Below are 23,323 nucleotides of genomic sequence, written 5' to 3' on the forward strand. Positions count from 1 at the left end.
TTATTCCACGTGCAGCCAATCGGCCATTTGATTTCGGCTTCTAAGCAATTGTTGACGCCACGTATCTGCACCTACCACTGTGGGTCTAAGCAAAATAACCAATTCTTTTTTGGTTTCAGTTTCTTGAATATTTTTAAACAGATTACCCAACACGGGTATGTCCCCTAACAAAGGAGTTTTTGATTCGGTCGTGGAAATAATCGACTGCATTAAGCCGCCAATGACGACTATTTCACCTGAACGGGCGTGGATAATGGTATCTGATTCACGAATATTACTGGCTGCTAAGGGCAGTACATATTCTTCTTCGTTTAACGTGACCACTTTTTGTTGTTCTTCAGTTTCTATAACTGACGGATGTACATGCAGCAATACACCGCCGGTGGCATCAATTTGCGGTGTTACATCCAAGGCAATTCCTGAGAAAAAAGGCGTAAGTTCAATATCTGGGGTACTGGTGCTCGTAGTCGTCGTAACGGTACTTGAACTGGAAACATCCGTCACAAAGTACTCGTCGTCGCCAACCTTAATCACCGCTTTTTGATTATTAATAGCCGTTACACGGGGACTAGATAAAACCTGCACGTTACCTTGGGTTTGCAGTAAATTAAGAACGCCACTGAAATCTTTATTGATAAACGATAGGCTGGTAATGCCTCCTAGCGAAGCTGAAATCGCATCACCTAAGCTACCTGAAGTAGTTGAAAACTGAAAATCAGTACTGCCACTGTTTGCTAGCACTTCTGTCCAATTGATCCCTTGCTGATAGCCGTCACTTAGGGATACTTCTAATATACGTGCTTCTAAAATAACCTGTCGTTGCACATGCTCTTCTGAAATAGCTAAAAACTCTTTCACTGAACGAATTTCGCTTGGTAACGCCCTAACGGTAACAAGCCCAGCTTGGGGCATAACCATTACATTCCGACCATCTTCAACCCCTACCATCACTTGCAGCGACGCCAGTAAGTCTTTCCAAAAGTCGGTTTCTGTACTGGTTGAAATACTGGTGCCATTACCGTTACTTCCAGAATTCAAACTATTTGAGCTGCCGCTACTGGTTGACGAATTACCACTAAAACTATTTTGCGAACCGCTTTGTGTACTATTATTACCTTGCGACTGGGATACACCGCCAGACGTAATACTGGTTTGGGTGGCACCGTCACGTTTCATTAATAGATAGTTAACCGCGAAGGTTTCTGTACGCATCCCAGACGGGTAAATACGGTAAATGTTTTGCCTACGCTGCACATCATAACCATAGATTTCAGTGACGATGTCAAAAATTTGCTCAAGAGTGACTTGCTTTAAATTAAGTGTAATTACGCCGGAAACAGACGGATGAATAGCCACACTAAAAGGGGTGTCTTCCACTATTCCAGCGAAAAAGCTTACCGCATCGATTTGTTGTGCGTTTATATCGAATTTAGGCTCACCAAAAAGAACGTTATCTGTTCCTTCTGATTGTGGCATTAAGGTTTGCTGAACTGCATCAGGTAAAAGGGGTACATCTTGTTTTTTATGGCTCACCGCCTGGTCGCTATCCGCGATTGCGTCGTCCAGTGACTTCTCATAATGCTGAGTATCATGTTTCGACTGACAGGCAACTAATACCAGCAAAAGACCGGCTAAAGTAATACGCTTAAAATCCATCATTTGCATCTTTTATAAATTGAGACTGATTAACGAAAAGTTCCTGCGAGCCATCGGAGCCGCGCAATACAACTCGATTATTGCTGATTGATACAAGCGTTTTCCCAGCCACATTCTGCCCTTCTTCCACATTCACTCCATTGATAATGGCGCGCTTATTAACACCATTGATAAAAATTGCATTCAGAATAAGTATATCGTCCTGTTCTGCTTCAGCTGAAGTGCTAGAAATGGCATTCATGGGTCGCGTGGGATCTATTAATGTTTGTGCATTGGCTGTCATGCCAGATACCAATACAACCAGTAACCATTTAGATATAAAAGCAAATTTAATTTTCATATTACACACCTATAAATGCCTCGCTAGTACTGAGCGTATAGAGCTCAACCTCGACCAATGCATTTGGATAGTTGTCCACCGCATAGTTAAAGCGCTTCCAATAAAACTGCCACTTAAGACTTTCAATCTTGGTCAAATAACGTTGAATATCAAAATAGCTTCCCTTGACCGATAACATCACGCCATGACGGTACAAATTGATATCGTCTGATGTGTTGACGTCATCATTGATCTCTTTTTCATCATTGTTTTTCATAGTAGTACTAAGCACAGCAGTTGGCGCAATAGATTGCATACTCACTAAGGTCACGCCCTCACTATCTGCTAGTACTTTCTCAAGTAACATCGGCATTTGTGTTGGGCGCACCAAATTCACCGTTTGATGCTGTAAATGCGTATCTAATTCTTTCATTCGTTGGGTTAACTTAGCCAAAGAATCAGCCAACTGAAGATTTGGGTCGTTATTAAATAGTTGTTCACTGACAGCTAATTGGGCTTCGACACTGCGATACTGATTATGCTGAGCGGCTAAATCTTGCGCTTCTCGCACGATTTTTTCATTCAAGGGTTCAATAAATAACATGTAACCCACCATAATAATAACCACTGCACCAGCGACTAAAATAAGCATTTTTTCACGCTGAGTAATGTTTTGAAACTGCTCAAACAGCGTTTTATATCTATCGCTTAGCCCTTGGTTCATGGTTGCTCTTTTCCTTGCGCTTGTGATGAATTTTCTGTGCCTAGGGTAAACATCAGCTGTTCATTCTCATCACGATAAAGTTTAGTAGTAGCAAACTCTTGACCTTTGAAGCGTTGTGTTAAACTCAAACTACTAACCCATTTAGGTATAAGAGACGAGTCGGTGGCGCCGCCTTCGATCATGACTTGTCGTTCATCAAGGTGAATACGTGTTAGCCATAAACCTGCTTGATGATTGAGCGCCAAGCCATTCATTAGCCCAGCGAAACCATTAGATTTAAACTGCTCTTGACCTGAAAGTTCATCAATTATTCTTTGCTTCTGCCTTATACCAAATTGCTTACTCTCAATTGCAGCAACCAACTCAGGATCTTTTGTGCGACTGCCAAGAGATTCATTTAACGCCATCAATCTGTCTTCAATTTGTATTTTTTGATTTTGTGCCGTGGTCAACTCATCAAGAATATCTCGTTCTTGGGTATAACTTAGAAAGTAAACGACGCTAATAATAGTCAATAGAACAAACCAGATAGACAGTACAAATGACAACGTCAACACTTCTAATTTGGGTTGTAGCTCTGGTAGAAATAGATTAATACGTGACTTCATTGGGTAGCCCCATTACCGAGTTCCGTTTCGGACAAAGCGGCGCCTAAACTGGCTAAACTGATAGTTTGATTAATCTCTGGTGAATTTAAGGGCAAAGCCATTACCTCTACCGGCATAAAGGTCAAATCTTTAATAATTTTGGCTAGCTGTTGTTGTATTGGGGAATTTAAGTACACCACTATGCTTCTTACTGGGGCTTGACGCAGCTGGCTCTCAAAATAATCCATAGAACGCTGAATTTCCACACTTAACGTGTCACCCATCCCCATCTGAAATTCTTCTAATGAAAAGCTCGGTAAGTTTTCATAACCTTTCAATCGGCGTGAGAAAAACAGCTTACCCTGTTTGATAATGTTTAAATTAATCTGCCCCCCTTTCTCTTGAAACAAGGTCAAAATAGCATCATCGTTAGTAGGCAACAGTTCGCTGGTAGCCAGCTCTTCTATGCTGATAGTCACAAGTTTTAAATCGGCTTTAAGAATACCTTTTATAATTGCGCTAATTTGAGGGCGACTGACGGCAACAACGTTGACTTTTTCTTTGCCGCCTATGGCATCGGGGTGATCATAATAATCGAGTACGTGTTCATCTGTGCCAATTAACTGTTCTTTAACTTGCCATTTCAGCGCTTTTGCAACTTCTTGCTCTTCAACATCTGGCTTATCGATTTGAAAAAGTTGATATTTATTTAGCCCTAACGCCACATAACAGGGGGTACGAGCCAATTTATTTTGCTCTACGTAGGCTGCAAGATGCTTCGCCCAATCTTGCATAGGCAGGCTATGTTGTTTTACCCACTCAAACTTACCAGATTTTCTCTGAATAACATTCAGGTGCAGCTCGGCATCGCCAAGTTCAATTCCAATTGAATGAAACTTTGAAGGCTTACTAAAATACTGCTTAATAACCTCCCGCCAGCTAATTCGCATTTTTCGGTTCATACCTTGTTACATTACGTTGACATTACAACAAACTTTGGAATAAAGCGCTAGTAATATAAATCCCTGCTCCATTCATGATTTATTAGCTATACCAATAAGTTAACTTGGTGTTTAACAGTGTAATTCTGCTTTAGTATAGAAGACAATAACGACATTGCGAGGCGCAAACAATTAGACAATCGGCTAAAAAAAAGGGGCCTCGAAAGCCCCTTAAACGGTAATAAAATAAACCAAAACTTTATCTAGCGTTGGTACTTTCAAAAATTTTGTCTGCGGATTCAGCTACAAAGCCTGTGAACAGCGTGCCATCCGGCTTGGGGTAGCGCTTGGCAAACTCGTAGAAGCAACTGGGGATAGCTCGCTCACCGTCACTAAAAGCGACCGGATATTTATCAGCTAACGTTGAAGACTGCTCTAGCATAACCTCAACCGAACCCTTGATTTCTCCGCCTGATGTATTCAATGACAAACCGGCATCTTTTACTGCTTGGTTGATTTGTTCGATAGAATCAAATTCACTCAAATGATTGTTACTCACTGTAAAGTGATTGGCGCGATAGCCCCAAGCTGCAACCCATGCGGCAAACTCGGATTCTTGCAACAGTTGTTGATAGGTTGCGTAATCGATATCCCAGTGACGCCCTGAGTACAAGAAGTTATCTTGAGTCACGGCATTTTTATCCATGTTGGCAACTAACGCGCCGATGGTGCTTTGTAATGATTCGCTGCATTGTTCAAGCAGTAATTCTGAGATAAACACTTTAGGTAAATCAGGGTGTTCAGGATGCTCAAAATGTTTGGCGTAAAGTTTTTTTGCGACAAAGTGGTATTCACCGCAAGCTTGATAACCTAATGCTTCGAAATGCGCGGCCAAGGCGCTTAATCCGATGTTAGGTAAATTAAACGTGCGCAGTGCAATATGATCATTAATCACTTCTTGGCCTTGGGTTTTTCCAAATAAATCATGTACGGTGACCGCGGAAGGTGTAACCGCTAAGTAGCTTTCCCATAATTTTTCAAACAACGTGTTTACGTTAGTATGCATAATTAACAACCTTTTATTCAATATTATGTCGGTAAAAGACAAGGCTTAACCTTGCTTCTTAAAGTGCGATAAAGCGAACGTCACTACCATTGGATAACCCCAGCGCTTCGGCCATATCCCTATGAATATGTAGTTCGTTTACTGTCTCGTAATAGTTCACTAGAGCCGATACTGTGGCGCGAAATTGACTCACGTCTGTGTTGCACAACATGTAATTTTGCTCTTTCGAATAAGCTAATTTAGCAGGCGTTACTGCATCATCAATAACGACTTTAGCTACGCAGCTTTGCTGCACCGTGCGTATATTTTTAAGGGCCACTTCGACCGTAGGCCCAGCGTCAAACAAATCCACATACCCGCGGTGCAAAAAACCTTCTTTTTGTAGCAAACGTAAAGCCGGTGCGGTTTTTTCGTGCACTTTGGCAATTACGTTTTGTGCCTCAGGGCTAAGTAATGCCACATAAATAGGGTGTTTGGGCATCAATTCAGCAATAAAGGACTTATCGCCTATCCCGACTAAGTAATCCGCAGTAGGGAAATCAATACCAAAAAAGTTTGATTCTAACCATGCCCAAAATGGTGAGTGGCCGTTTTCATCGGAAACACCGCGCATTTCAGCAATCACCAAATCTGCAAACCGCTCGGGGTGGTTAGCCATAAATAGATAGCGTACACGTGATAAAAGCTGACCAGAAAAACCTCGACGGTATTTTTCTCGCACAAACAAGGTGCATACTTCAGATGCACCCGTGTAGTCGTTGCATAGGTTCAAGGTCTCAACGACTTTCTTTACCCCTAAGCTAGGCGAATAATGTACATGGCTAGCAATATGATAGTGATAAAACGGCGCACTCAGCCCAACGGCGGCTTCAATAGCCGTTACACCAATAATATCTTTGCTTTGGGTATCTTCCAGTACAAATAAGTAACTTTGCTGACCAGGAGTCGTTACCTTTTCAGCAAAACTCGTTTCCGCCCGAGTTATTTTACTCAGCAATAATTCATCATTGTCAGGCAATGATGTAAAGCCATGCCCAGATTCAATCGCAATCTGTTTTAGCGCACGAAAATCTGCAGCGCAAATAGGGCGAATTACTAACATATTGTCTAGCCTTTTACGAGGTATGCCACTGCTTGTTCAAAGCGCACCAGACCTTGCTCGATATCTTGCAAAGGGATCACTAAAGACGGGGTGAAACGCACCACATCAGCACCCGCAATCAGGCACATCAAACCTTGCTCGGCGGCGGCGTTTAATAATGCTTTCGCCTGCCCCTTATAGGTATCATTTAGTGCAGCGCCGAGAAGTAAGCCTTTGCCTCGAATTTCAGAAAAGACGTTATATTTAGCATTGATACGCTCGAGACCACCGCGAAATAGTTGCTCTCGTTCTGTAACGCCAGCGAGTACATCACTATCACTCACCACATTTAAAACAGCTTCAGCGACCGCACATGCAAGCGGGTTACCACCATAAGTGGAACCATGAGTACCAATTTTTAGATGTTTGGCTATTTCAGTGGTCGTCAGCATTGCACCGATAGGAAATCCACCACCCAATGCTTTAGCTGACGTTAAAATATCTGGCGTAACGCCCAAATCCTGATACGCGTACATCGCGCCTGTTCGGCCAACACCTGTTTGCACTTCGTCAAAAATCATTAACGCGTTATGTTTATCACATAGTGCACGTACGCCTTTAATAAAATCAGCTTCAGGGGAGATAATGCCGCCTTCGCCTTGCAAGGGTTCTAACATCACAGCACAGGTATTGTCAGAAATTAGCGCTCCGACACTGGCTAAATCATTATAATCTGCATGAGCGATGTCACCCGGTTTAGGACCAAAGCCGTCGCTGTACGCCGCTTGGCCGCCCACCGTTACGGTAAAAAATGTACGACCGTGAAAGCTTTTGGTAAACGAGATAATTTGCGATTTATGTTGACCGTGCACATCCAGCGCCCAGCGACGGGCTAGCTTTAATGCAGCTTCGTTTGCTTCAGCACCTGAATTGGCAAAATAGATTTTATCGGCAAACGTCAACTCAGTTAATTTTTTAGCTAAACGCAACGCTGGCTCGTTAGTCATAACATTCGACAAATGCCATAACTTCTGGCCTTGCTCAGTTAGGGCTTGCACCAACGCGGGATGACAATGGCCTAAGCAGTTCACTGCAATGCCACCAGCAAAATCTATATATTCTTTGTCATTTTGATCCCACACGCGAGAACCTTGACCACGCACGGGAATGATCGCTGAAGGCGCATAATTGGGGACCATCACTTCATCGAACAATTCTCTGGTTACTTGCATACTTGGTTCTCCTGTTAGATTTTAAATGAGTCACTCTGCCGATAAACAAAGTGTGGGTAAAGCTATATTATCAGGATAAACAGATTAAAATTGCAGTAGCATTATGGTTAAAATGGCAGAGTAATTTGTCAAAATAACCAAAATAAGTGTCAAAATGATAACCAAACAAGAACAACAACTTCTTTCTATACTGCGATCTAACGCTCGAGCAAGTATTTCGGACCTAGCTAGAGTGCTAAATTTGTCTCGCTCCACCGTGCAAAATAGAATGAGTAAGCTTGAAGAAAGCGGCGTAATAAAAGGCTACGCAGTGCAATATGGTAGCGAATATCAAGACAATCTTGTGTCATCGCACGTGTCGATTAAAGTAAGACAAAAGTTAACCGCTAAAACCAACGCCGAACTTCGCCAAGTCAGTGAAGTAAGCGAGCTTTATGCCATTAGCGGTGAATATGACTTGATTGCCATAGTGCAAGCAGAATCGCTTGAGCAACTCAGTCATATTTTAGACAAAATTGGTAATTTCAAAGGTGTAGAGCGTACGAATTCATCGGTTATTTTGGAAACAAAATTTAAACGTTAAATTTTTTTATTATTCTTAATGCACAACAAAACCAACTAATAAAATGCAATGGGTACTAACACGGCGCAATTTATTGACGCTCAGTTGTGCGACGAGCCGGTTTATATTTCTTTTTCTATATCTTCAGATGTAATATTTCTCGCCATTGCTAGAAAACTCATGGTGGCGATGTTGGCCATCTGTTGAATCGAATCGTTCCATACTTTGCCGTGGCCTACAAACATGGTCATACCTTCCATGGAATAAGAAATAAACAATGCCACTTTTTGCACTTGCTCAAAGCTCAATACGGGGTTCAATTGTTTAATACAATCTTCAAGAGGTAAGCGTACACAGGCATACACTTCATCCATTAACTTGTCGGCATATTCGTCATGATTCGCCAGCGCCCAAAGCTCAGGGTAAAATGTAGTGCCATTCGGTGGCGCAAAAGCGTCCGGCATAGGCGTTGAGTTCGCCCAAGAAGGGTTATTGGAATATACCCAAGTGCACGTCATTAATATGGCTAAATAGACATTTTAATACCCCGTACATAAAACGTTATGCCACCGCCCTATATCAATATAGGCGGCTTATTCTGCTTGCTTTGACTAAGCTGATCCCATCCCTGTGAACACGCGTATTTATCGATAATTACTATGATTACTTTACGGGTGCCCATTTTTGAAAAAGTTAGCTTCTGAACACAAAAAACGTGGGATTTTTTGGTTTCGACATGACCTGCGTCTACATGATAATCCTGCACTTGTGACGCTTAGTGAACAAGTTGACGAACTTCTATGTGTATTTGTAATCGACCCTCGATGGTTTAAGAGCAGCCACTTTCAGTCGGCACATATGGGCGATAAACGCTGGGCGTTTCTGCAGCAAAGTCTGGCAACTTTGCAGCATAATTTGCAAAAACGCGGACAACGTTTGTTTGTACTCGATGGCCAAACCTTAGATATACTTGGTTCATTAATAGAAACCTATACCCCCAACATAGTCGCCTCAGGCATGCACCCCGGCGTGTATGAACGTCAGCAATGGCAGAGATTAAAACAGGGTAATCCTGATATTCATTTTATTCAGGAAAACGCCCAATGCTTATTTCACATTAATACACTGCCCTTTGAAGTTGAATACCTACCCGCAAGCTTTACTCCGTTTAGAAAACGCATTGAGGAACAACAAGTAGTCTCTGCTTTACCATCACCGACCTCTTTGCCTCCGGCGCCTGAATTAGCATGGTTACCGGTGCGGGAGCTCGATCAGTTAGATATGGTCAAACACCATGACTTTACAGGGGGGGAAGACGCTGCGTTAGGGCAACTCGAATACACACTTTTTACCAGCCACAACATCAAAGAATATAAACTCACACGCAATGGTCTCGATGGTTGGGACTATTCCAGCAAACTTTCCCCTTGGCTCGCCAATGGAAGCCTTTCTGTCAGGCAAGTATTCTCTGAGCTGACCCGTTATGAATCAGAGCATGGAAAAAACGACTCTACCTATTGGCTGTATTTTGAGCTTCTATGGCGTGAATATTTCCAATGGCATTTGATCAAATACCAATCAAAATTATTTCAATTTTCTGGTACACAAGAAGCTCGACCGCTAACCACCTTTATAGCCCAGCGGTTCGCGATGTGGTGCCAAGGCCACACGCCTTATCCCATCGTTAATGCCTGTATGAAGCAATTGAATCAGACGGGTTTTATGTCAAACCGAGGCCGTCAGTGGGTCGCGAGTTGTCTAGTGAATGAGCTCGGCGTTGATTGGCGTTTCGGGGCAGCCTACTTTGAGCAGCAGCTTATCGACTTCGATGTGGCATCAAACTGGGGAAATTGGCAATATCTAGCGGGTGTAGGAGTCGATCCTCGAGGCCATCGGCGATTCGATCTCGCTAAGCAGGCTGAGCAATATGATCCAAACGGAGAATTTGTTCGTCAATGGGCCGGTGATAGTAACGTTAATCCTATTGACCAAACTGATGCGGTAGATTGGCCACTTGGATAAAACCCTGATTAACATCGTTTGGCTTAAACGAGACCTACGCTTAAGAGATCATCGAGCCTTAGTCGCGGCCGCACAACATCAACTGCCCGTATTAATGATTTACGTTTTTGAGCCATCGGTCATAGCAGACTCTCATTACGATATACGTCATTGGCGGTTTATTTGGCAATCAATAGTAGACCTGAACAGTCAACTTGCCGCTTATCACTCTCGGGTTATCGTGTTCTTTAAAGAGGCACAAAACGCGTTCTATCAACTGATGGAGCATTTTCATATTGCTGGCGTGTATAGCCATCAAGAAATCGGCCTTGCATGCACTTATAAGCGCGACAAGGCTATCGCGCTATTATTGAATGCTGAAGGTATAGGCTGGCATGAATTTAGTCACGGCGGGGTTATCCGTGGTGTAACTAATCGACGTAACTGGGAGCAAAAATGGCACGCGCACATGAACGCGCAATGTGCAGATCAGCCTCTGAATGAAGTAAATTGGTTAGCCCCAGAAAAATCCAAAATGCTAGATAACAGTAATGTAATACCAGAAGGGTACAAAACGAGCGACCCAGCATTTCAACTTGGAGGTGAAAAACGAGCTTGGTATACCCTCCACCATTTTCTAAAAGAGCGGGGCAAAGCTTACGCCTACTCCCTGTCTAGCCCGACCAAAAGCAGAACCGCCTGCTCCAGACTGTCTCCCTATTTAGCGTGGGGGAATATAAGTACTCGCCAAGCTTACCAATTCGCCGCTTCGAAAAAGCAAAAAATCGGATGGCAAAGAGCGATCAGCGCATTTCGAGCGCGCCTGCATTGGCATTGCCATTTCATACAAAAATTCGAAAGTGAATCAGAGATGGAGTTTCGCCCCATAAACAAAGCCTACCTTGCATATGAATACGCTCAAGGAGAGGCCAAAGACCTTAATTTACAAGCATGGAAAAACGGTCAAACAGGCATTCCAATCGTGGATGCTTCGATGCGCTGCCTAAATCAAACGGGTTATCTTAATTTTCGTATGCGAGCCATGCTAGTAAGCTTTTTGTGTCACCATTTAAATATCGGCGAGAAGGAGCGCCTCACTTAGCGCAATTGTTTTTAGACTTTGAACCAGGAATACATTATCCGCAGTTTCAGATGCAAGCATCGGTAACCGGCACCAACCTTATTCGCTTATACAACCCAGTCAAACAATCACAAGAGAAAGACCCAAAAGGTGAATTTATTCGCCGCTTTGTGCCTGAAATAACAGAGCTACCTGACGTGTTAATCCATACACCATGGCTACTCACTCCCATGGAATCAAAGTTATATGATGTGATATTAGGGGAAACTTATCCGCATCCTATCGTTGATCTTGAACAAACAGCCAAGCGAGCGAGAGACACGCTTTGGGCGTTTCAAAAACGCGATGATGTCCAACTAGAAAGTAAGCGGATCCTCAAGCAACACACGCTGCAAACCGTCCTAGAAAAAGCTGAGCCTCTCATGGTGAAAATAAGGCCTAAATGATTACGCATTTTCATTAAGTTGCTTTCGATTCCTTGCACAACGCTTCGAGCAATACTTTACTTGCTCCCAGTTCTTTTGCCATTTTTTGCGCCACGAAAACGGTCGCTGACAAATAGGGCAGACCTTGCTGGGTAAATTTGCTTTTTTCATACAATTTGACGGTTATTCACGCTTATTCACATTGTTAACGCACGATACTAGACACGATTTTTACTCTTCGTACTGATACGTTACTAAATTGAATTTAGACTACTTATTTTAACAGGCGCTTTAATTGCCTTGAGCGAGATATCAGCAAAAAATCTACCACTATAATAACGCCTAGGACTAATGCGGAGAGGGGAAAGCACAAGGAGATAATAAACATGATACCGAATACCGTATAATGCCCCTGACTAGCAACGCTAGGTGGAGCCAACTGAAACCTTTTTTTCGGTCGTCGCTTTATCCACATCATCACCCCGCTGACCATCATTGCTAATATAACAAGCAACAGAAATACATTTACTAACCAGTTCCACCAGCCTAAATCCCCTTGGTGTAAAGGAACAAAAGCGGCCATAGCTTTACCTAGTGTGGGGTAATCAGCAAACGGCAAGTCTGCCAATATTTGACCGTTACTTTGGTCAAGGTGCACGGTACGTTCAGCAAAAGGATTGGTTATATCGCCGGCTATAGTGGTAGACGATATAGTCCATGCGTCGCGTTCAGACTTCGGGAAATGTATGCGGTAATGCGTTAACCCCTCCCCCTTAGCAATGCCAACGATAGAATTTAATCCAAGTGTTTGCTCGGCGATCTTCGATTCAGGTAGAGGTGTCTGCTCTAACGCCCAAGGCACCTTATGCGCAGCATGCTCATTCATTGCATCATGGGTTATTTCTGTTTTAGGAACCTCGAAACCCGTACCCGGCAGCGAACCCCAAGGTTGCACCAAGACACCGCCCCAAATATTGGTCCAAGACAATCCAGACAGCAAGAATAAGCACAAGGGTATGGCGATAACAAACCCGATAAGCCTGTGAAGTCTTCGCCAGCCCACACGACTTTTTAAAATAAAGATTGATGTTTTGTTAGGGCTGTCAGACTTTGACCACGCGAGATATAAACCACTTATGATCATTAATACGCCCAAGCCTGAGGCAATTTCAATTAGGTTATCACCAATATCGCCCATAAATAATGAACCGTGAAATGTCTCTAGTAACGCGTAAATTGAGCCTGCTGGATCTTTTGCGCCCAGCAATCCACCAGTATATGGGTTCACATAAACCATTAAACTTTGTTTATGATGATCCCCGTGGCCTTCGCCGCCACCCGATACCACTACAAATTTAGCCGCGTCAGTATCCATTGTGCTGGGTATATAAAGTTTTACATCGAACTTGGGATATCGCGCGTCTACCGAACTCAGCAGCGCTTCAGCAGATAAGGGCTCAGCACCAACATCAACCATGGTAAAAGTCGGATTAAAGAACGCTTCAACGGGCTTAGCTATTAACATCCCAAAGCCACTCAAGGTCAACATCAGCAAAAATGGGATAACAAACACGCCAGCGTAAAAATGCCAACGCCAAAGGGCTAAATAAAGCTGCTTTACGTTAAAAGGTGAGCCTGAATTCAACTGGAGCATGGCGTGTATTCCAAAGATATTGCAACTAAAGCAGCGGAAAGTGCTTAAAACGGGGGTAAGTGTAGTGCAATGTGAGTCGTTAAGTAATGCGACAAAATGTCGCACAGGCCCAGACAATAGGCGAAAAAAAGCCCCTGATAACAGAGGCTTAATTAATATTATTTCAATGTGCTAACGCACGTAAGCTAGAACGGAATATCATCATCAAAATCAAAATCGGGTTCAGCCATCGGTGCTGGTTTGTTTTGACCACCTTGTGGGGCTTGATTGAAACCTTGGTTAGGTTGGCCACCTTGAGGAGCCTGGTTGTAACCTTGGTTAGGTGCTTGTTGATATCCTGGCTGTTGGCCGCCTGAATTTTGTGCGCGTTGCTGAGGGGCTGCAGCTGCGGGACGTTGTTGGCCCTGAAAACCACCTTCGGACTGACCGCCGCCTTTGCCACCCAACATTTGCATTTGGTCGACAATGATTTCAGTGGTGTACTTGTCTTGACCTTGCTGGTCTTGCCATTTGCGGGTTTGCAATTTACCTTCAACGTAAATTTGCGAACCTTTACGTAAGTATTCACCGGCAACTTCGGCTAAACGGCGATACATCGTTAGGCGATGCCATTCGGTGCGCTCTTGCATTTGCCCTTGTTGGTCTTTCCAGCTTTCACTGGTCGCGATGCTTAAATTCGCTACCGCGTTACCATTTGGCATATAACGTACTTCAGGATCTTGTCCTAAATTGCCCACCAATATGACTTTGTTTACGCCTTTGCTCGCCATTTTAACTCCTATGCTGTGTCCTAAAGCTCAAATTTCTATGCATATATTGCTTAGATAATACGCTGGCTTTATGTATGGATTTGTCTATTTTTCAATTAATTAGTGATCATTAAACGTGCTGCCCAAAAGGCTAGGTATGCGCTTTACATCACCGCTTAGCGCAAAATCTGAATGTTGTAGCAAACAAAAATGATTTTCACTGTGCTACACATTATAACGTTATTTATGAGATTATTTCTTGGAAATTTGCTGTTGATTATCGTTCAAATGATATCAACCATTTACCAAAACTTGCGCTTTATCTAATGCAAATAGCTTACCGTCAGCTTTGATATAAACCACACCTTCATCAGGCACCACAGTGACATCAACCACCCCTTCTAACGTCGATAACTGCTCGCCTATGGTTTGCGCAGAATAACGGGTAAAATCAGGCGTTAAGGTGTAACGCTTCAAACGCTCGCTACCATCAAGTTTGCGCAAACCAAGCCACCACAGGGCGCATACGCCGCCTGCAATAACAAACACCCACTGAGGGCCGATGTATTGGCTTGCTAAACCGGACAGAGTCCCGCCTAAAAACGCGCCAAGAAACTGAAAGCTAGCATAAATTCCCATGGCTGAACCTTTTTTACCCGCAGGGGCAATACTTGACACCATGGCCGGAAAGCTGGCTTCTAAGAAGTTAAATCCAGTGAAAAACAACCAACCAAAAATCATGACGGCCAGCACGGTACCATGGGCAAAATGCAAGCCCAGTAACGCGCCACCTAACAATAATATACAGAAACGGATAACACTGGCCTGGCTCATTTTTTTCGTTAGCATCATCAGGGCAACCAAACCAACGACCGAGGCACTGAGTATGGGTAGATAGAGTTCCCAGTGGTGGTCCAACTGCCAACCTAATGCACTTAACAGTAATGGCATTTGCACAAATAAAACCGTGATCATCATGTGAAGCAGCAAAACGCTAACGTTCAAACGGCGTAACTGTGGATCAAAAAACAATTTTTTGACATCAATTAGAGCCGGTAATGTATCACCTTTGGGGGCGTAGTTTATTGCACTGGGGACCACCCAGATCACTAACGGAATACATAGAATCGCTAATATTCCCGTAATGGCAAAAATACCGTGAAGGCCATAACTATCGGCGATAACAGGCCCGATTAATAGCGCTATATAAAATGAGAATCCAATCGCCACTCCAATAATCGCCATCACTTTTGGACGATGCTGCTCCCGGCTAACATCGCCCGCCAACGCCATAATGGCCCCAGCAATGGCACCTGCGCCCTGTAAGAATCGGCCAATGACAATCCATAACATGCTGTCAGCCGTTGCCGCAACCCCGCTGCCAATGGCAAACATCAACAGACCGCCGATGATAACGGGCTTACGGCCAATTTTATCTGACAACACGCCCATGGGAATTTGTAAAATCGCTTGCGTTAGCCCGTAGCCGCCAATTGCTAGGCCAAGCATCAAAGCAGAATAATCTGGGTAATTTACGGCAAGAATGGCCAGAACAGGCATCACCATAAATAATCCTAACATTCGCAGGACATAAACGGCAGCCAAAGCCAAAGAAGCGCGGATTTCAGTTCTATTCAAATCAGTAACTATTCGATTGAGGATTTAAAGGCGCTGAAGTTTAGCATAAATATATCGCGCACAACGACAGCAAAATGGTTGCGAATATGAGTGAAAATAACATAAGTTCAAGGATATGCATCCCTTACAAACATGAACTTACAAATTTATTAAGCGATCTAATCAGCGCCTACGCTCGTAATTGATAGCCATTAATCAACTGAGTATTGAAAGTATAATTGATCAACCACATAGAGCTCTTATATCAAGTATGTAATACTCACTCCTTTGAGGTCGACTTTGGTCAATAATGGATAAAATAGCTGTACGAGGCGCGCGCACTCACAATCTAAAGAACATTGATTTAGATATCCCTAGAGACAAACTTACCGTAATAACTGGCTTGTCTGGCTCAGGTAAATCTTCACTGGCATTCGACACCCTTTACGCCGAGGGCCAACGTCGCTATGTTGAGTCTTTATCAGCTTACGCTAGACAATTTTTATCCATGATGGAAAAGCCTGATGTGGATCACATCGAAGGTTTATCGCCAGCCATTTCTATCGAGCAAAAATCCACGTCTCATAACCCACGCTCAACCGTGGGGACGATTACTGAAATTTATGATTATTTACGCTTGCTCTATGCCCGCGTAGGCGAACCTCGTTGCCCAACACATCATGTTCCCTTAGATGCGCAAACCGTTAGTCAGATGGTTGACCGTGTGATGGCGATGCCTGCTGACGAAAAACTCATGCTGTTGGCACCTGTCGTTCAGGACCGTAAAGGCGAACACGTTAAAACCTTAGAAAGTCTTGCTGCCCAAGGTTTTATTCGGGCACGTATCGATGGCGAGGTATGCGACTTATCTGATCCGCCTGATCTCGATTTACATAAGAAACACAATATCGAAGTCGTTGTTGACCGCTTTAAGGTGCGTGATGATTTGGCGCTGCGCTTAGCTGAATCATTCGAGACAGCATTGAATTTATCTGCTGGCACGGCAAAAATTGCTTACATGGACGACCCTAAAAAAGAAGAAGTGGTCTTTTCATCTAATTTCGCCTGCCCCCATTGTGGCTATTCGATGGCTGAGCTTGAGCCAAGATTATTTTCATTCAATAACCCCGCAGGCGCATGTCAAACTTGTGATGGTTTGGGTACTCGGCAGTTTTTCGACCCACAACGTATTATCGCCAATGATGAATTAAGTTTGTCTGGCGGCGCTATTCGTGGCTGGGACAAACGCAGTTATTATTACTTCCAAATGCTGCAGGCTGTGGCTGACCATTATAAGTTTGATTTAGCCAAACCTTTCGCTGAACTCGACGACGAAGCTAAAGACTTGGTGCTAAACGGTAGCAAAGGCACTTCGATCAAGTTTAAGTACATAAATGATCGTGGCGATATCATGGAGCGCAAGCACCCGTTTGAAGGGATTATTCCCAACATGGAACGCCGATATAAGGAAACAGAATCAAACGCGGTACGAGATGAGCTGTCTAAATATCTAAGCCAACAGCATTGCAGTAGCTGTAATGGCACCCGTTTACGCCTTGAAGCCCGTAACGTATTTATTGGTGAAACCGCACTGCCTACGATTACAAGCATGTCGATTGCAGAGACATTACAGTTTTTCAGCGAAATAGAATTAACCGGAAAACGGGAAAAAATCGCTGACAAAATCTTTAAAGAAATCAATGACCGCTTGAATTTCTTGGTTAACGTGGGCCTAAACTATCTATCGTTATCACGCAGCGCTGATACATTATCAGGCGGTGAAGCACAACGTATTCGTCTTGCCAGCCAAATTGGCGCAGGGTTAGTAGGGGTTATGTACGTGCTAGACGAGCCTTCTATCGGCTTGCATCAGCGAGATAACGAACGCTTGCTGACAACATTGGAGCACCTACGGGATTTAGGCAATACCGTCATCGTGGTGGAACATGATGAAGACGCAATTCGTGCCGCAGATTTTGTGCTGGATATTGGCCCAGGTGCGGGTGTACACGGCGGTGAGATCGTCGCTCAGGGTACCATTGAAGACATTATGAAAAGTGAGCATTCACTGACCGGAAAATACCTTTCAGGTCGTGAGTCTATCGCTATCCCCCCTAAGCGAACTGAAATCGACCAAGACAAGTGGATTGAACTGTGCGGCGCATCAGGCAATAACTTGCAAGATGTGGACTTACGCATTCCGTTTGGTTTGATGACATGCGTAACCGGTGTATCAGGCTCAGGAAAATCAACCCTGATAAATGATACCTTCTACCGTATTGCTCATCGCGAGCTAAACGGTGCCACTACAGGTGAGCCAGCGCCATATAAATCGATTACCGGCATGGAATTGCTCGACAAAGTGGTCGATATTGATCAAAGCCCCATTGGCCGAACTCCGCGCTCAAACCCTGCTACTTATGCAGGCATTTTCACTCCCGTACGTGAATTGTTTGCCGGCACCCAAGAAGCCCGTTCGAGAGGCTACAAACCTGGTCGTTTTAGCTTTAACGTAAAAGGTGGACGGTGTGAAGCTTGTCAGGGTGATGGAGTCATAAAAGTTGAAATGCACTTTTTGCCCGACGTATATGTCCCTTGCGATGTTTGTAAAGGTAAACGCTACAATCGGGAAACGTTAGAGATCCAATATAAAGGCTTGAACATTCACCAAGTACTGGATTTAACCGTTGAAGATGCGAGAGAGTTCTTTGATGTTATTCCTGCCATTGCCCGCAAATTACAAACGTTAAAAGAAGTGGGTTTGTCCTATGTACGATTAGGACAAGCAGCAACCACGCTATCCGGTGGCGAAGCCCAGCGGGTGAAACTCGCTAAAGAATTATCGAAGCGAGATACAGGACAAACCCTGTATATATTGGATGAACCAACAACTGGTTTGCATTTTCATGATATTAAACAGCTATTACAGGTATTGCATCGTCTGCGTGACCATGGCAATACTGTAGTGGTTATTGAGCATAACCTTGACGTTATTAAAACGGCCGATTGGGTAATTGATCTTGGCCCTGAGGGTGGTTCAGGTGGCGGACAAATTATTGCTCAAGGCACACCAGAAGAAGTTTGCGAGGTTGAGGTGTCTCATACAGCGCGTTTTCTTAAACCTTTGCTATCAAACAAAAAGAAGGAATTGACCGATGTTACTTGAAGAATTTAATGTACGCTTTTGTGAAACGGATGCCCTAGCGCATGTGAGTAATACGGTGTTGGTGGATTGGTTCGAAATGGCTCGTGAGCCCATTTTTAGAATCTTTTCGCCGGAGTTAGACTTGCAAAATTGGCCACTTATTTTGGCTAGTTACAAAGTCGATTTTCTTGATCAAATGCATTACGGCCATCCAGTACAGGTACGTACCTATATTAGTCGGATTGGCGGAAGTTCTTTTGATGTTTATCAAGAGCTTTGGCAAAAAGAAACTAAGCGTGCTACAGGCACGACTACCTTGGTTCAGTATAACTACGCTGATAAAAAATCGTTGGTAATAAACGAAGATATGCGAGCTCAACTTACCGAACATGCGATACCTCGTGGCGTGAATGGCTAAGCCAGAATCCTTTATTCAGGTTATTGAACATGCCATTAGTGACGAGATGTGCGATCAGTTCGTCACTCAATTCGAATTAAGTAAACATACACAGCCGGGTCGTACTGGTGGCGGTATTGACACTGAAAAGAAGCGCAGTTTCGATGTGTCGATTGTTCAACAACCTGAATTTAAAGCGCCGTATCAAGCGTTGCTGCCTGTGGTAGGGCAGCATATTTTGCGTTATTTCGAAAAATATTTTTTCGCCTTAATTGGGCCGATAGGCTTAACAGTTAAGCATCCTAAAACAGGTCAACCCGTTAAACTATCCCATGAAAACTTTAACGAGGTCGGTCTTCCTAATCTAAGCAATTTAATGCGCTACCTATTTCGATTAGGTGATATAAATGCGCAAAAATATGAATGCCAACAGGGTGGTTACCCTTATTGGCATTCTGAAGTTTACCCTCAAACCAATAGCACCGACGCATTGCACCGAGTCTTATTATTTATGTTTTATTTAAATGATGTAGATGAAGGGGGGGAAACAGACTTCTATTATCAAGATGTAAGTATCAAACCACGCAAAGGTACTATGGTCATTGCACCAGCTTACTTTACTCATACCCATAGAGGCCAAGTGCCTATTTCAAGCGATAAATATATACTCACTTCATGGGTATCGTTTAATCCAGGCAATGTTATTTTTCAGCAGCAATAAGCCCTGTATAAGACTAAGAAGACCTATTGCACCATAAATGGCTGCGTGAAACGATTGCGTTAGCACTCTAAATATATACCGTTAATAAACCATATTTACCGTTTTCATGTGTTTGCGCTCACTTACGCGACCTTAGCCATCGTAGGGAGTCACTTCAATGCCCTGCAGAGTGTAGCCTGTTGTTGCAATGTCACCTTGCCATACTTCTGTGGAAAGGGTACCTGTGACCCAGACCGCATCATATATATTATCTATTGGTACACCTTTCGAAAATTTCACATAAACAATTTGATTTGGTGGTGGAGGTGGTACATGAATGCAGGCCCCAAAATACGGGACCAAAAGAAATTCAGTCGTGGTATCACTATCACCTTCTAAGGGTACAACAAAGCCAGGAATTTTTACTAACTTGCCGTTAAGCTCTTTGACCACAGGCGCATTTAAGCTTTGTTGAATCATAGTGCCATCGTGATTGACCTCATCTTGAGGAGCAATATAATTTTTCGGGATCATATCTTCCCAAAATAACTCTTCAGGCTCTTGCGCAAAAACACTAAACGGACTTATCGCCAGTAAAAACACTAGGTACTTCATGAACGCTCCTTAGTTGGTATTTCAATAGGCAAATTTGCCCAACGTAACATATTCACTCGCACTTCATTCCCGCGTGTTGGCTGCACAGGAATATTCAACGCTAATACCAAGGAACACACAGCGAACCCTGCACCAATATAAAATACCGATGAAGGCGAGGTTAACCATACAATTCCTAATAATGCGGGGATCACTACAGCAGCAATATGGTTTATGGTAAAACTCACGCCGGCCGTCGAAGCAATGTCTTTATGATCAGCAATTTTCTGAAAATACGTTTTTACGGCGATCGCCATAGCGAAAAACAAATGGTCAATCACATACAAACTTGCCGCTAACTGGCTATTTTCGACCCATGCATAGCCAACAAAAACCCCTATCAAACCGGCATACTCAATACACAGAGCACGCTGCTCGCCGATTTTATGGATCCAACGACCAATTTTGGGTGCAAAGAGTAAATTAAACACATAATTCAGCATAAATAGCAGACTGATGTCACCCACCGAGTATGCAAATTTTTCTACCATCATAAACGATGCGAAAACCATAAAAATTTGACGTCTAGCACCACTAAAAAATACCAAACCATAGTAAAGCCAATATCGTCTACGTAAAAACATGTGCTTGTGCTGCACCGAGGTCTGAGTAAATTTGTCGAACGCAAACCACAACCAAATAACAATCAGCAGACCCACACCACCAGCCAGCATATACATTATAATATAAGAGACGCCAGCCCATTCCATTAATAGCCAAATGGCGCCATACGCGAGTAGCGAAGCAAAACTTTTTACTGCCAGCTGCTGGCCCATAAAATGGGCTGTTTTGTTTTTATCCAACCACTGCAACGTTAGCGATTGATTGATCGTCTCGAAATAATGAAACCCAATAGACATTAACACTGTTGTGCAATATAAACCGAGCTCAAAGGGCAGCCACCCAGTCAGTGCAATGCCTACGCACATAAGCGCTAAAGATACTAAAGCTATGGTTTGTTCTTTTAACACCAACAATAGAAATACGGCACTAAATGCTAAAAACCCTGGCACCTCACGTAAGCTTTGCAACATGCCGATTTGGGCACCATTAAATTGCGCTTTTTCGACCACAAAATTATTTAATAGTGCATTCCATACCGAAAAAACCAGCGGCATTACAAAAGCCATGGCCAGTAAAAAGTATTGTGGGTTAGAGCCAAGTGAACGAAAACGTTTCATAGGTTAGGTCATTGCCAAGTATCGGTTTAGTGTCTCATAGCCGCGGGGAAGCACAAATAGAAAAGCCGACAGACAGTCGGCTTTTAGGTATAAATTCTCATTTTATTAAATGGAAAGACTAACCTTCGTTTTTGTAACGCTCAACACTGCTAACGATTTCAGCTTTTGCTGACTCGACGTTTTCCCAACCGTCGATTTTCACCCATTTACCAGGCTCTAAATCTTTGTAATGCGAAAAGAAGTGTTGAATCTGGTTCAAGGTCAACTCATCAACTTGATCGATATCTTTAATGCCACGATAAATAGTAGATAACTTATCAACAGGAACAGCTAAAATTTTTGCATCAGTACCTGACTCATCAGTCATTTTCAACACGCCAACAGGACGACATTTGATGACACAACCAGCCAAAAGTGGGAAGGGCGACATAACTAATACGTCAGCTGGATCACCATCTTCTGATAAAGTTTCGTTTATATAACCGTAGTTAGTCGGATAATGCATGCACGTCGCCATAAAGCGATCAACAAAAATAGCACCCGTATCTTTATCCACTTCATATTTTATTGGATCTGAATGTGCAGGGATTTCAATAACTACATTAATTTCTTCTGGTAAGTTTTTACCAGCTGGAACATCGTTAAGACTCATAAAATTGACCTATAGATTGATGAAATTGGCACGAATTATAGGGCGATCAACAACAATATGAAACGCCACTGAGGTAATAAAGCGCAGGTTTTGCGAGTTATTACGAAAAAATATGCAAAAAATTGCAAATAGTGTCACTTTTCGTTAAATGTTTGCTACCCACCGAACGGATGCTTTTCAATATCAGCTATTAGCGATCGGTAATCGTGGGTTGCCAAAAATTGTGTAACATTTTTTATCGGTAATTGGCTGTCTGGATTACTCACAGCCAGTAAATGTGCAATGCCAAAGTCTTTAGCTGATTGCAAAATTGGCAAGCTATCGTCCACAAACAACGTATGTTGGCACTCAAAACCAAGCCGTTGTTGCAATTTCTGCCACAGCATCTGAGACTCTTTGGTAACACCGAATTCGTGAGTGGAAATAAGCGTATCGATATGACTATCAAGGGCAGTATGTTCAACTTTTAACGAAAGGCTATCAGGATGCGCGTTCGTCACTAATACCACCTCTCGGCCAGACGCTTTAAGGGCATCGAGGAATGGAATACTATCATCACGCAAGCCAATAAGGTGCTCAACCTCGCGCTTAGCTTGCATAATATCTAGCTCAAGTCGGTTTGCCCAATAATCTAAACAATACCAATCTATCGTGCCAAATACCTGTCGATACTCGGCCATCATATATTCCTTAGCCTGCTCCTCGCTGATCCCTTTTGTACTGGCATATTTGCGCGGTAAATGCTCTAACCAGAAGTGACTGTCAAAATGTAAATCGAGCAATGTACCGTCCATATCAAGTAAAACGGTTTTAATTTTGTTCCAAGGTAAGTCAGGCAAGTGGCATGTCCTTAAGTTAAGCGTTATATTCGTACTTACAATAGTTTACGCGTCATTGAT

General features: G+C 43.2%; 24 protein-coding genes. 7 read left to right on the forward strand and 17 right to left on the reverse strand.

Annotation, left to right across the window (positions count from 1 at the left end):
- The 8 genes from mshL to GQR89_RS20660 all read right to left on the reverse strand — a co-directional run bounded on the left by mshL (nt 1) and on the right by GQR89_RS20660 (nt 7,606).
- Nucleotides 1-1,656, reverse strand: a complete 1,656-nt coding sequence (gene mshL / locus GQR89_RS20625; RefSeq protein WP_158772347.1) for a pilus (MSHA type) biogenesis protein MshL — start codon at nt 1,654-1,656, stop codon at nt 1-3.
- Entirely contained in the window at nt 1,646-1,996 is a 351-nt protein-coding gene (locus GQR89_RS20630) for an MSHA biogenesis protein MshK (protein WP_158771965.1), read from the reverse strand. Before GQR89_RS20630 ends, mshL begins: the two co-directional genes overlap by 11 nt.
- 1 nt (nt 1,997) lies before the next feature.
- Nucleotides 1,998-2,699, reverse strand: coding sequence for a type II secretion system protein GspM (gene gspM / locus GQR89_RS20635; protein WP_158771966.1), 702 nt, complete (start codon nt 2,697-2,699; stop codon nt 1,998-2,000).
- The gene (locus tag GQR89_RS20640; protein WP_158771967.1) at nt 2,696-3,307 is read right to left on the reverse strand and encodes a PilN domain-containing protein; all 612 of its coding nucleotides are present in this window, start codon (nt 3,305-3,307) and stop codon (nt 2,696-2,698) included. Before GQR89_RS20640 ends, gspM begins: the two co-directional genes overlap by 4 nt.
- Nucleotides 3,304-4,236, reverse strand: a complete 933-nt coding sequence (locus GQR89_RS20645; protein ID WP_158771968.1) for an MSHA biogenesis protein MshI — start codon at nt 4,234-4,236, stop codon at nt 3,304-3,306. Before GQR89_RS20645 ends, GQR89_RS20640 begins: the two co-directional genes overlap by 4 nt.
- Nucleotides 4,237-4,486: 250 nt before the next feature.
- Nucleotides 4,487-5,293: a DUF1338 domain-containing protein gene (locus GQR89_RS20650; RefSeq protein ID WP_158771969.1), complete on the reverse strand. Its 807-nt coding sequence runs from the start codon at nt 5,291-5,293 to the stop codon at nt 4,487-4,489.
- Nucleotides 5,294-5,351: 58 nt separating this feature from the next.
- Nucleotides 5,352-6,395, reverse strand: coding sequence for an arginine N-succinyltransferase (astA, locus tag GQR89_RS20655; protein WP_158771970.1), 1,044 nt, complete (start codon nt 6,393-6,395; stop codon nt 5,352-5,354).
- 5 nt (nt 6,396-6,400) lie between these two features.
- Entirely contained in the window at nt 6,401-7,606 is a 1,206-nt protein-coding gene (locus GQR89_RS20660) for an aspartate aminotransferase family protein (protein WP_158771971.1), read from the reverse strand.
- Nucleotides 7,607-7,760: 154 nt separating this feature from the next.
- Between GQR89_RS20660 and GQR89_RS20665 the strand changes: the two genes are divergently transcribed.
- On the forward strand, nt 7,761-8,189 hold the full coding sequence (locus tag GQR89_RS20665; RefSeq protein ID WP_158771972.1) for an Lrp/AsnC family transcriptional regulator: 429 nt from the start codon (nt 7,761-7,763) through the stop codon (nt 8,187-8,189).
- A 101-nt stretch (nt 8,190-8,290) separates the two neighbouring features.
- Here GQR89_RS20665 and GQR89_RS20670 read toward each other — a convergent pair whose 3' ends face one another.
- Complete coding sequence (locus tag GQR89_RS20670; RefSeq protein ID WP_233269033.1) at nt 8,291-8,686, reverse strand: hypothetical protein; 396 nt, start codon at nt 8,684-8,686, stop codon at nt 8,291-8,293.
- Nucleotides 8,687-8,852: 166 nt separating this feature from the next.
- Between GQR89_RS20670 and GQR89_RS20675 the strand changes: the two genes are divergently transcribed.
- From GQR89_RS20675 to GQR89_RS21795, 3 genes are read left to right on the forward strand one after another with little or no spacing between them, the layout of a single operon-like run.
- Nucleotides 8,853-10,190, forward strand: coding sequence for a DASH family cryptochrome (locus GQR89_RS20675; RefSeq protein ID WP_158771973.1), 1,338 nt, complete (start codon nt 8,853-8,855; stop codon nt 10,188-10,190).
- Entirely contained in the window at nt 10,183-11,271 is a 1,089-nt protein-coding gene (locus GQR89_RS20680; RefSeq protein WP_370460986.1) for an FAD-binding domain-containing protein, read from the forward strand. The genes GQR89_RS20675 and GQR89_RS20680 overlap by 8 nt, the downstream gene beginning before the upstream one ends.
- Nucleotides 11,229-11,696: an FAD-binding domain-containing protein gene (locus GQR89_RS21795; RefSeq protein WP_370460987.1), complete on the forward strand. Its 468-nt coding sequence runs from the start codon at nt 11,229-11,231 to the stop codon at nt 11,694-11,696. Before GQR89_RS20680 ends, GQR89_RS21795 begins: the two co-directional genes overlap by 43 nt.
- On the opposite strand, the gene GQR89_RS20685 is transcribed toward GQR89_RS21795, so the two are convergent.
- The 4 genes from GQR89_RS20685 to GQR89_RS20700 form a co-directional block, all read right to left on the reverse strand.
- A complete protein-coding gene (locus GQR89_RS20685; protein ID WP_158771974.1) occupies nt 11,697-11,846 on the reverse strand; it encodes a DUF2256 domain-containing protein in 150 nt (49 codons plus the stop codon).
- Between the two features lie 103 nt (nt 11,847-11,949).
- Nucleotides 11,950-13,329, reverse strand: a complete 1,380-nt coding sequence (locus GQR89_RS20690) for a PepSY domain-containing protein (protein ID WP_158771975.1) — start codon at nt 13,327-13,329, stop codon at nt 11,950-11,952.
- A 185-nt stretch (nt 13,330-13,514) separates the two neighbouring features.
- Nucleotides 13,515-14,099, reverse strand: coding sequence for a single-stranded DNA-binding protein (locus GQR89_RS20695; protein ID WP_158771976.1), 585 nt, complete (start codon nt 14,097-14,099; stop codon nt 13,515-13,517).
- A 273-nt stretch (nt 14,100-14,372) separates the two neighbouring features.
- Complete coding sequence (locus GQR89_RS20700) at nt 14,373-15,716, reverse strand: MFS transporter (RefSeq protein ID WP_158771977.1); 1,344 nt, start codon at nt 15,714-15,716, stop codon at nt 14,373-14,375.
- A 289-nt stretch (nt 15,717-16,005) separates the two neighbouring features.
- Here GQR89_RS20700 and uvrA point away from each other — a divergent pair, with 289 nt between their 5' ends.
- The 3 genes from uvrA to GQR89_RS20715 are packed head-to-tail and all read left to right on the forward strand — an operon-like array spanning nt 16,006 to nt 19,958.
- Nucleotides 16,006-18,861: an excinuclease ABC subunit UvrA gene (gene uvrA, locus GQR89_RS20705; RefSeq protein WP_158771978.1), complete on the forward strand. Its 2,856-nt coding sequence runs from the start codon at nt 16,006-16,008 to the stop codon at nt 18,859-18,861.
- A complete protein-coding gene (locus tag GQR89_RS20710; protein WP_158771979.1) occupies nt 18,851-19,258 on the forward strand; it encodes a thioesterase family protein in 408 nt (135 codons plus the stop codon). Before uvrA ends, GQR89_RS20710 begins: the two co-directional genes overlap by 11 nt.
- Nucleotides 19,251-19,958 (forward strand): 2OG-Fe(II) oxygenase, encoded by a 708-nt coding sequence (locus GQR89_RS20715; protein ID WP_158771980.1) that lies wholly within the window; start codon nt 19,251-19,253, stop codon nt 19,956-19,958. The genes GQR89_RS20710 and GQR89_RS20715 overlap by 8 nt, the downstream gene beginning before the upstream one ends.
- A gap of 132 nt (nt 19,959-20,090) precedes the next feature.
- Here GQR89_RS20715 and GQR89_RS20720 read toward each other — a convergent pair whose 3' ends face one another.
- From GQR89_RS20720 to yrfG, 4 genes are all read right to left on the reverse strand, one after another.
- Entirely contained in the window at nt 20,091-20,552 is a 462-nt protein-coding gene (locus GQR89_RS20720) for a DUF3299 domain-containing protein (protein ID WP_158771981.1), read from the reverse strand.
- Complete coding sequence (locus GQR89_RS20725) at nt 20,549-21,772, reverse strand: MFS transporter (protein WP_199271352.1); 1,224 nt, start codon at nt 21,770-21,772, stop codon at nt 20,549-20,551. The genes GQR89_RS20720 and GQR89_RS20725 overlap by 4 nt, the downstream gene beginning before the upstream one ends.
- Nucleotides 21,773-21,890: 118 nt before the next feature.
- Entirely contained in the window at nt 21,891-22,424 is a 534-nt protein-coding gene (gene ppa / locus GQR89_RS20730; protein WP_158771982.1) for an inorganic diphosphatase, read from the reverse strand.
- Nucleotides 22,425-22,579: 155 nt separating this feature from the next.
- The gene (gene yrfG / locus GQR89_RS20735; protein ID WP_158771983.1) at nt 22,580-23,263 is read right to left on the reverse strand and encodes a GMP/IMP nucleotidase; all 684 of its coding nucleotides are present in this window, start codon (nt 23,261-23,263) and stop codon (nt 22,580-22,582) included.
- Nucleotides 23,264-23,323: the final 60 nt, after the last annotated feature.

Source organism: Paraglaciecola sp. L1A13, assembly GCF_009796745.1.
In the GTDB taxonomy this organism is placed as follows: Bacteria; Pseudomonadota; Gammaproteobacteria; order Enterobacterales; family Alteromonadaceae; genus Paraglaciecola.

Excerpts from the sequence above, each read along its gene's own strand:
- uvrA (WP_158771978.1), top strand. The coding sequence starts at position 16,006 with ATGGATAAAATAGCTGTACGAGGCGCGCGCACTCACAATCTAAAGAAC.
- astA (WP_158771970.1), bottom strand. The coding sequence starts at position 6,395 with ATGTTAGTAATTCGCCCTATTTGCGCTGCAGATTTTCGTGCGCTAAAA.
- ppa (WP_158771982.1), bottom strand. The coding sequence starts at position 22,424 with ATGAGTCTTAACGATGTTCCAGCTGGTAAAAACTTACCAGAAGAAATT.
- GQR89_RS20725 (WP_199271352.1), bottom strand. The coding sequence starts at position 21,772 with ATGAAACGTTTTCGTTCACTTGGCTCTAACCCACAATACTTTTTACTG.
- GQR89_RS20695 (WP_158771976.1), bottom strand. The coding sequence starts at position 14,099 with ATGGCGAGCAAAGGCGTAAACAAAGTCATATTGGTGGGCAATTTAGGA.
- GQR89_RS20685 (WP_158771974.1), bottom strand. The coding sequence starts at position 11,846 with ATGAAAAAAGCAAATTTACCCAGCAAGGTCTGCCCTATTTGTCAGCGA.
- gspM (WP_158771966.1), bottom strand. The coding sequence starts at position 2,699 with ATGAACCAAGGGCTAAGCGATAGATATAAAACGCTGTTTGAGCAGTTT.
- GQR89_RS20710 (WP_158771979.1), top strand. The coding sequence starts at position 18,851 with ATGTTACTTGAAGAATTTAATGTACGCTTTTGTGAAACGGATGCCCTA.
- GQR89_RS20665 (WP_158771972.1), top strand. The coding sequence starts at position 7,761 with ATGATAACCAAACAAGAACAACAACTTCTTTCTATACTGCGATCTAAC.
- GQR89_RS20690 (WP_158771975.1), bottom strand. The coding sequence starts at position 13,329 with ATGCTCCAGTTGAATTCAGGCTCACCTTTTAACGTAAAGCAGCTTTAT.
- GQR89_RS20715 (WP_158771980.1), top strand. The coding sequence starts at position 19,251 with ATGGCTAAGCCAGAATCCTTTATTCAGGTTATTGAACATGCCATTAGT.
- GQR89_RS20640 (WP_158771967.1), bottom strand. The coding sequence starts at position 3,307 with ATGAAGTCACGTATTAATCTATTTCTACCAGAGCTACAACCCAAATTA.
- GQR89_RS20645 (WP_158771968.1), bottom strand. The coding sequence starts at position 4,236 with ATGCGAATTAGCTGGCGGGAGGTTATTAAGCAGTATTTTAGTAAGCCT.
- GQR89_RS20650 (WP_158771969.1), bottom strand. The coding sequence starts at position 5,293 with ATGCATACTAACGTAAACACGTTGTTTGAAAAATTATGGGAAAGCTAC.
- GQR89_RS20660 (WP_158771971.1), bottom strand. The coding sequence starts at position 7,606 with ATGCAAGTAACCAGAGAATTGTTCGATGAAGTGATGGTCCCCAATTAT.
- GQR89_RS20720 (WP_158771981.1), bottom strand. The coding sequence starts at position 20,552 with ATGAAGTACCTAGTGTTTTTACTGGCGATAAGTCCGTTTAGTGTTTTT.
- GQR89_RS20670 (WP_233269033.1), bottom strand. The coding sequence starts at position 8,686 with ATGACGTGCACTTGGGTATATTCCAATAACCCTTCTTGGGCGAACTCA.
- GQR89_RS20630 (WP_158771965.1), bottom strand. The coding sequence starts at position 1,996 with ATGAAAATTAAATTTGCTTTTATATCTAAATGGTTACTGGTTGTATTG.
- mshL (WP_158772347.1), bottom strand. The coding sequence starts at position 1,656 with ATGGATTTTAAGCGTATTACTTTAGCCGGTCTTTTGCTGGTATTAGTT.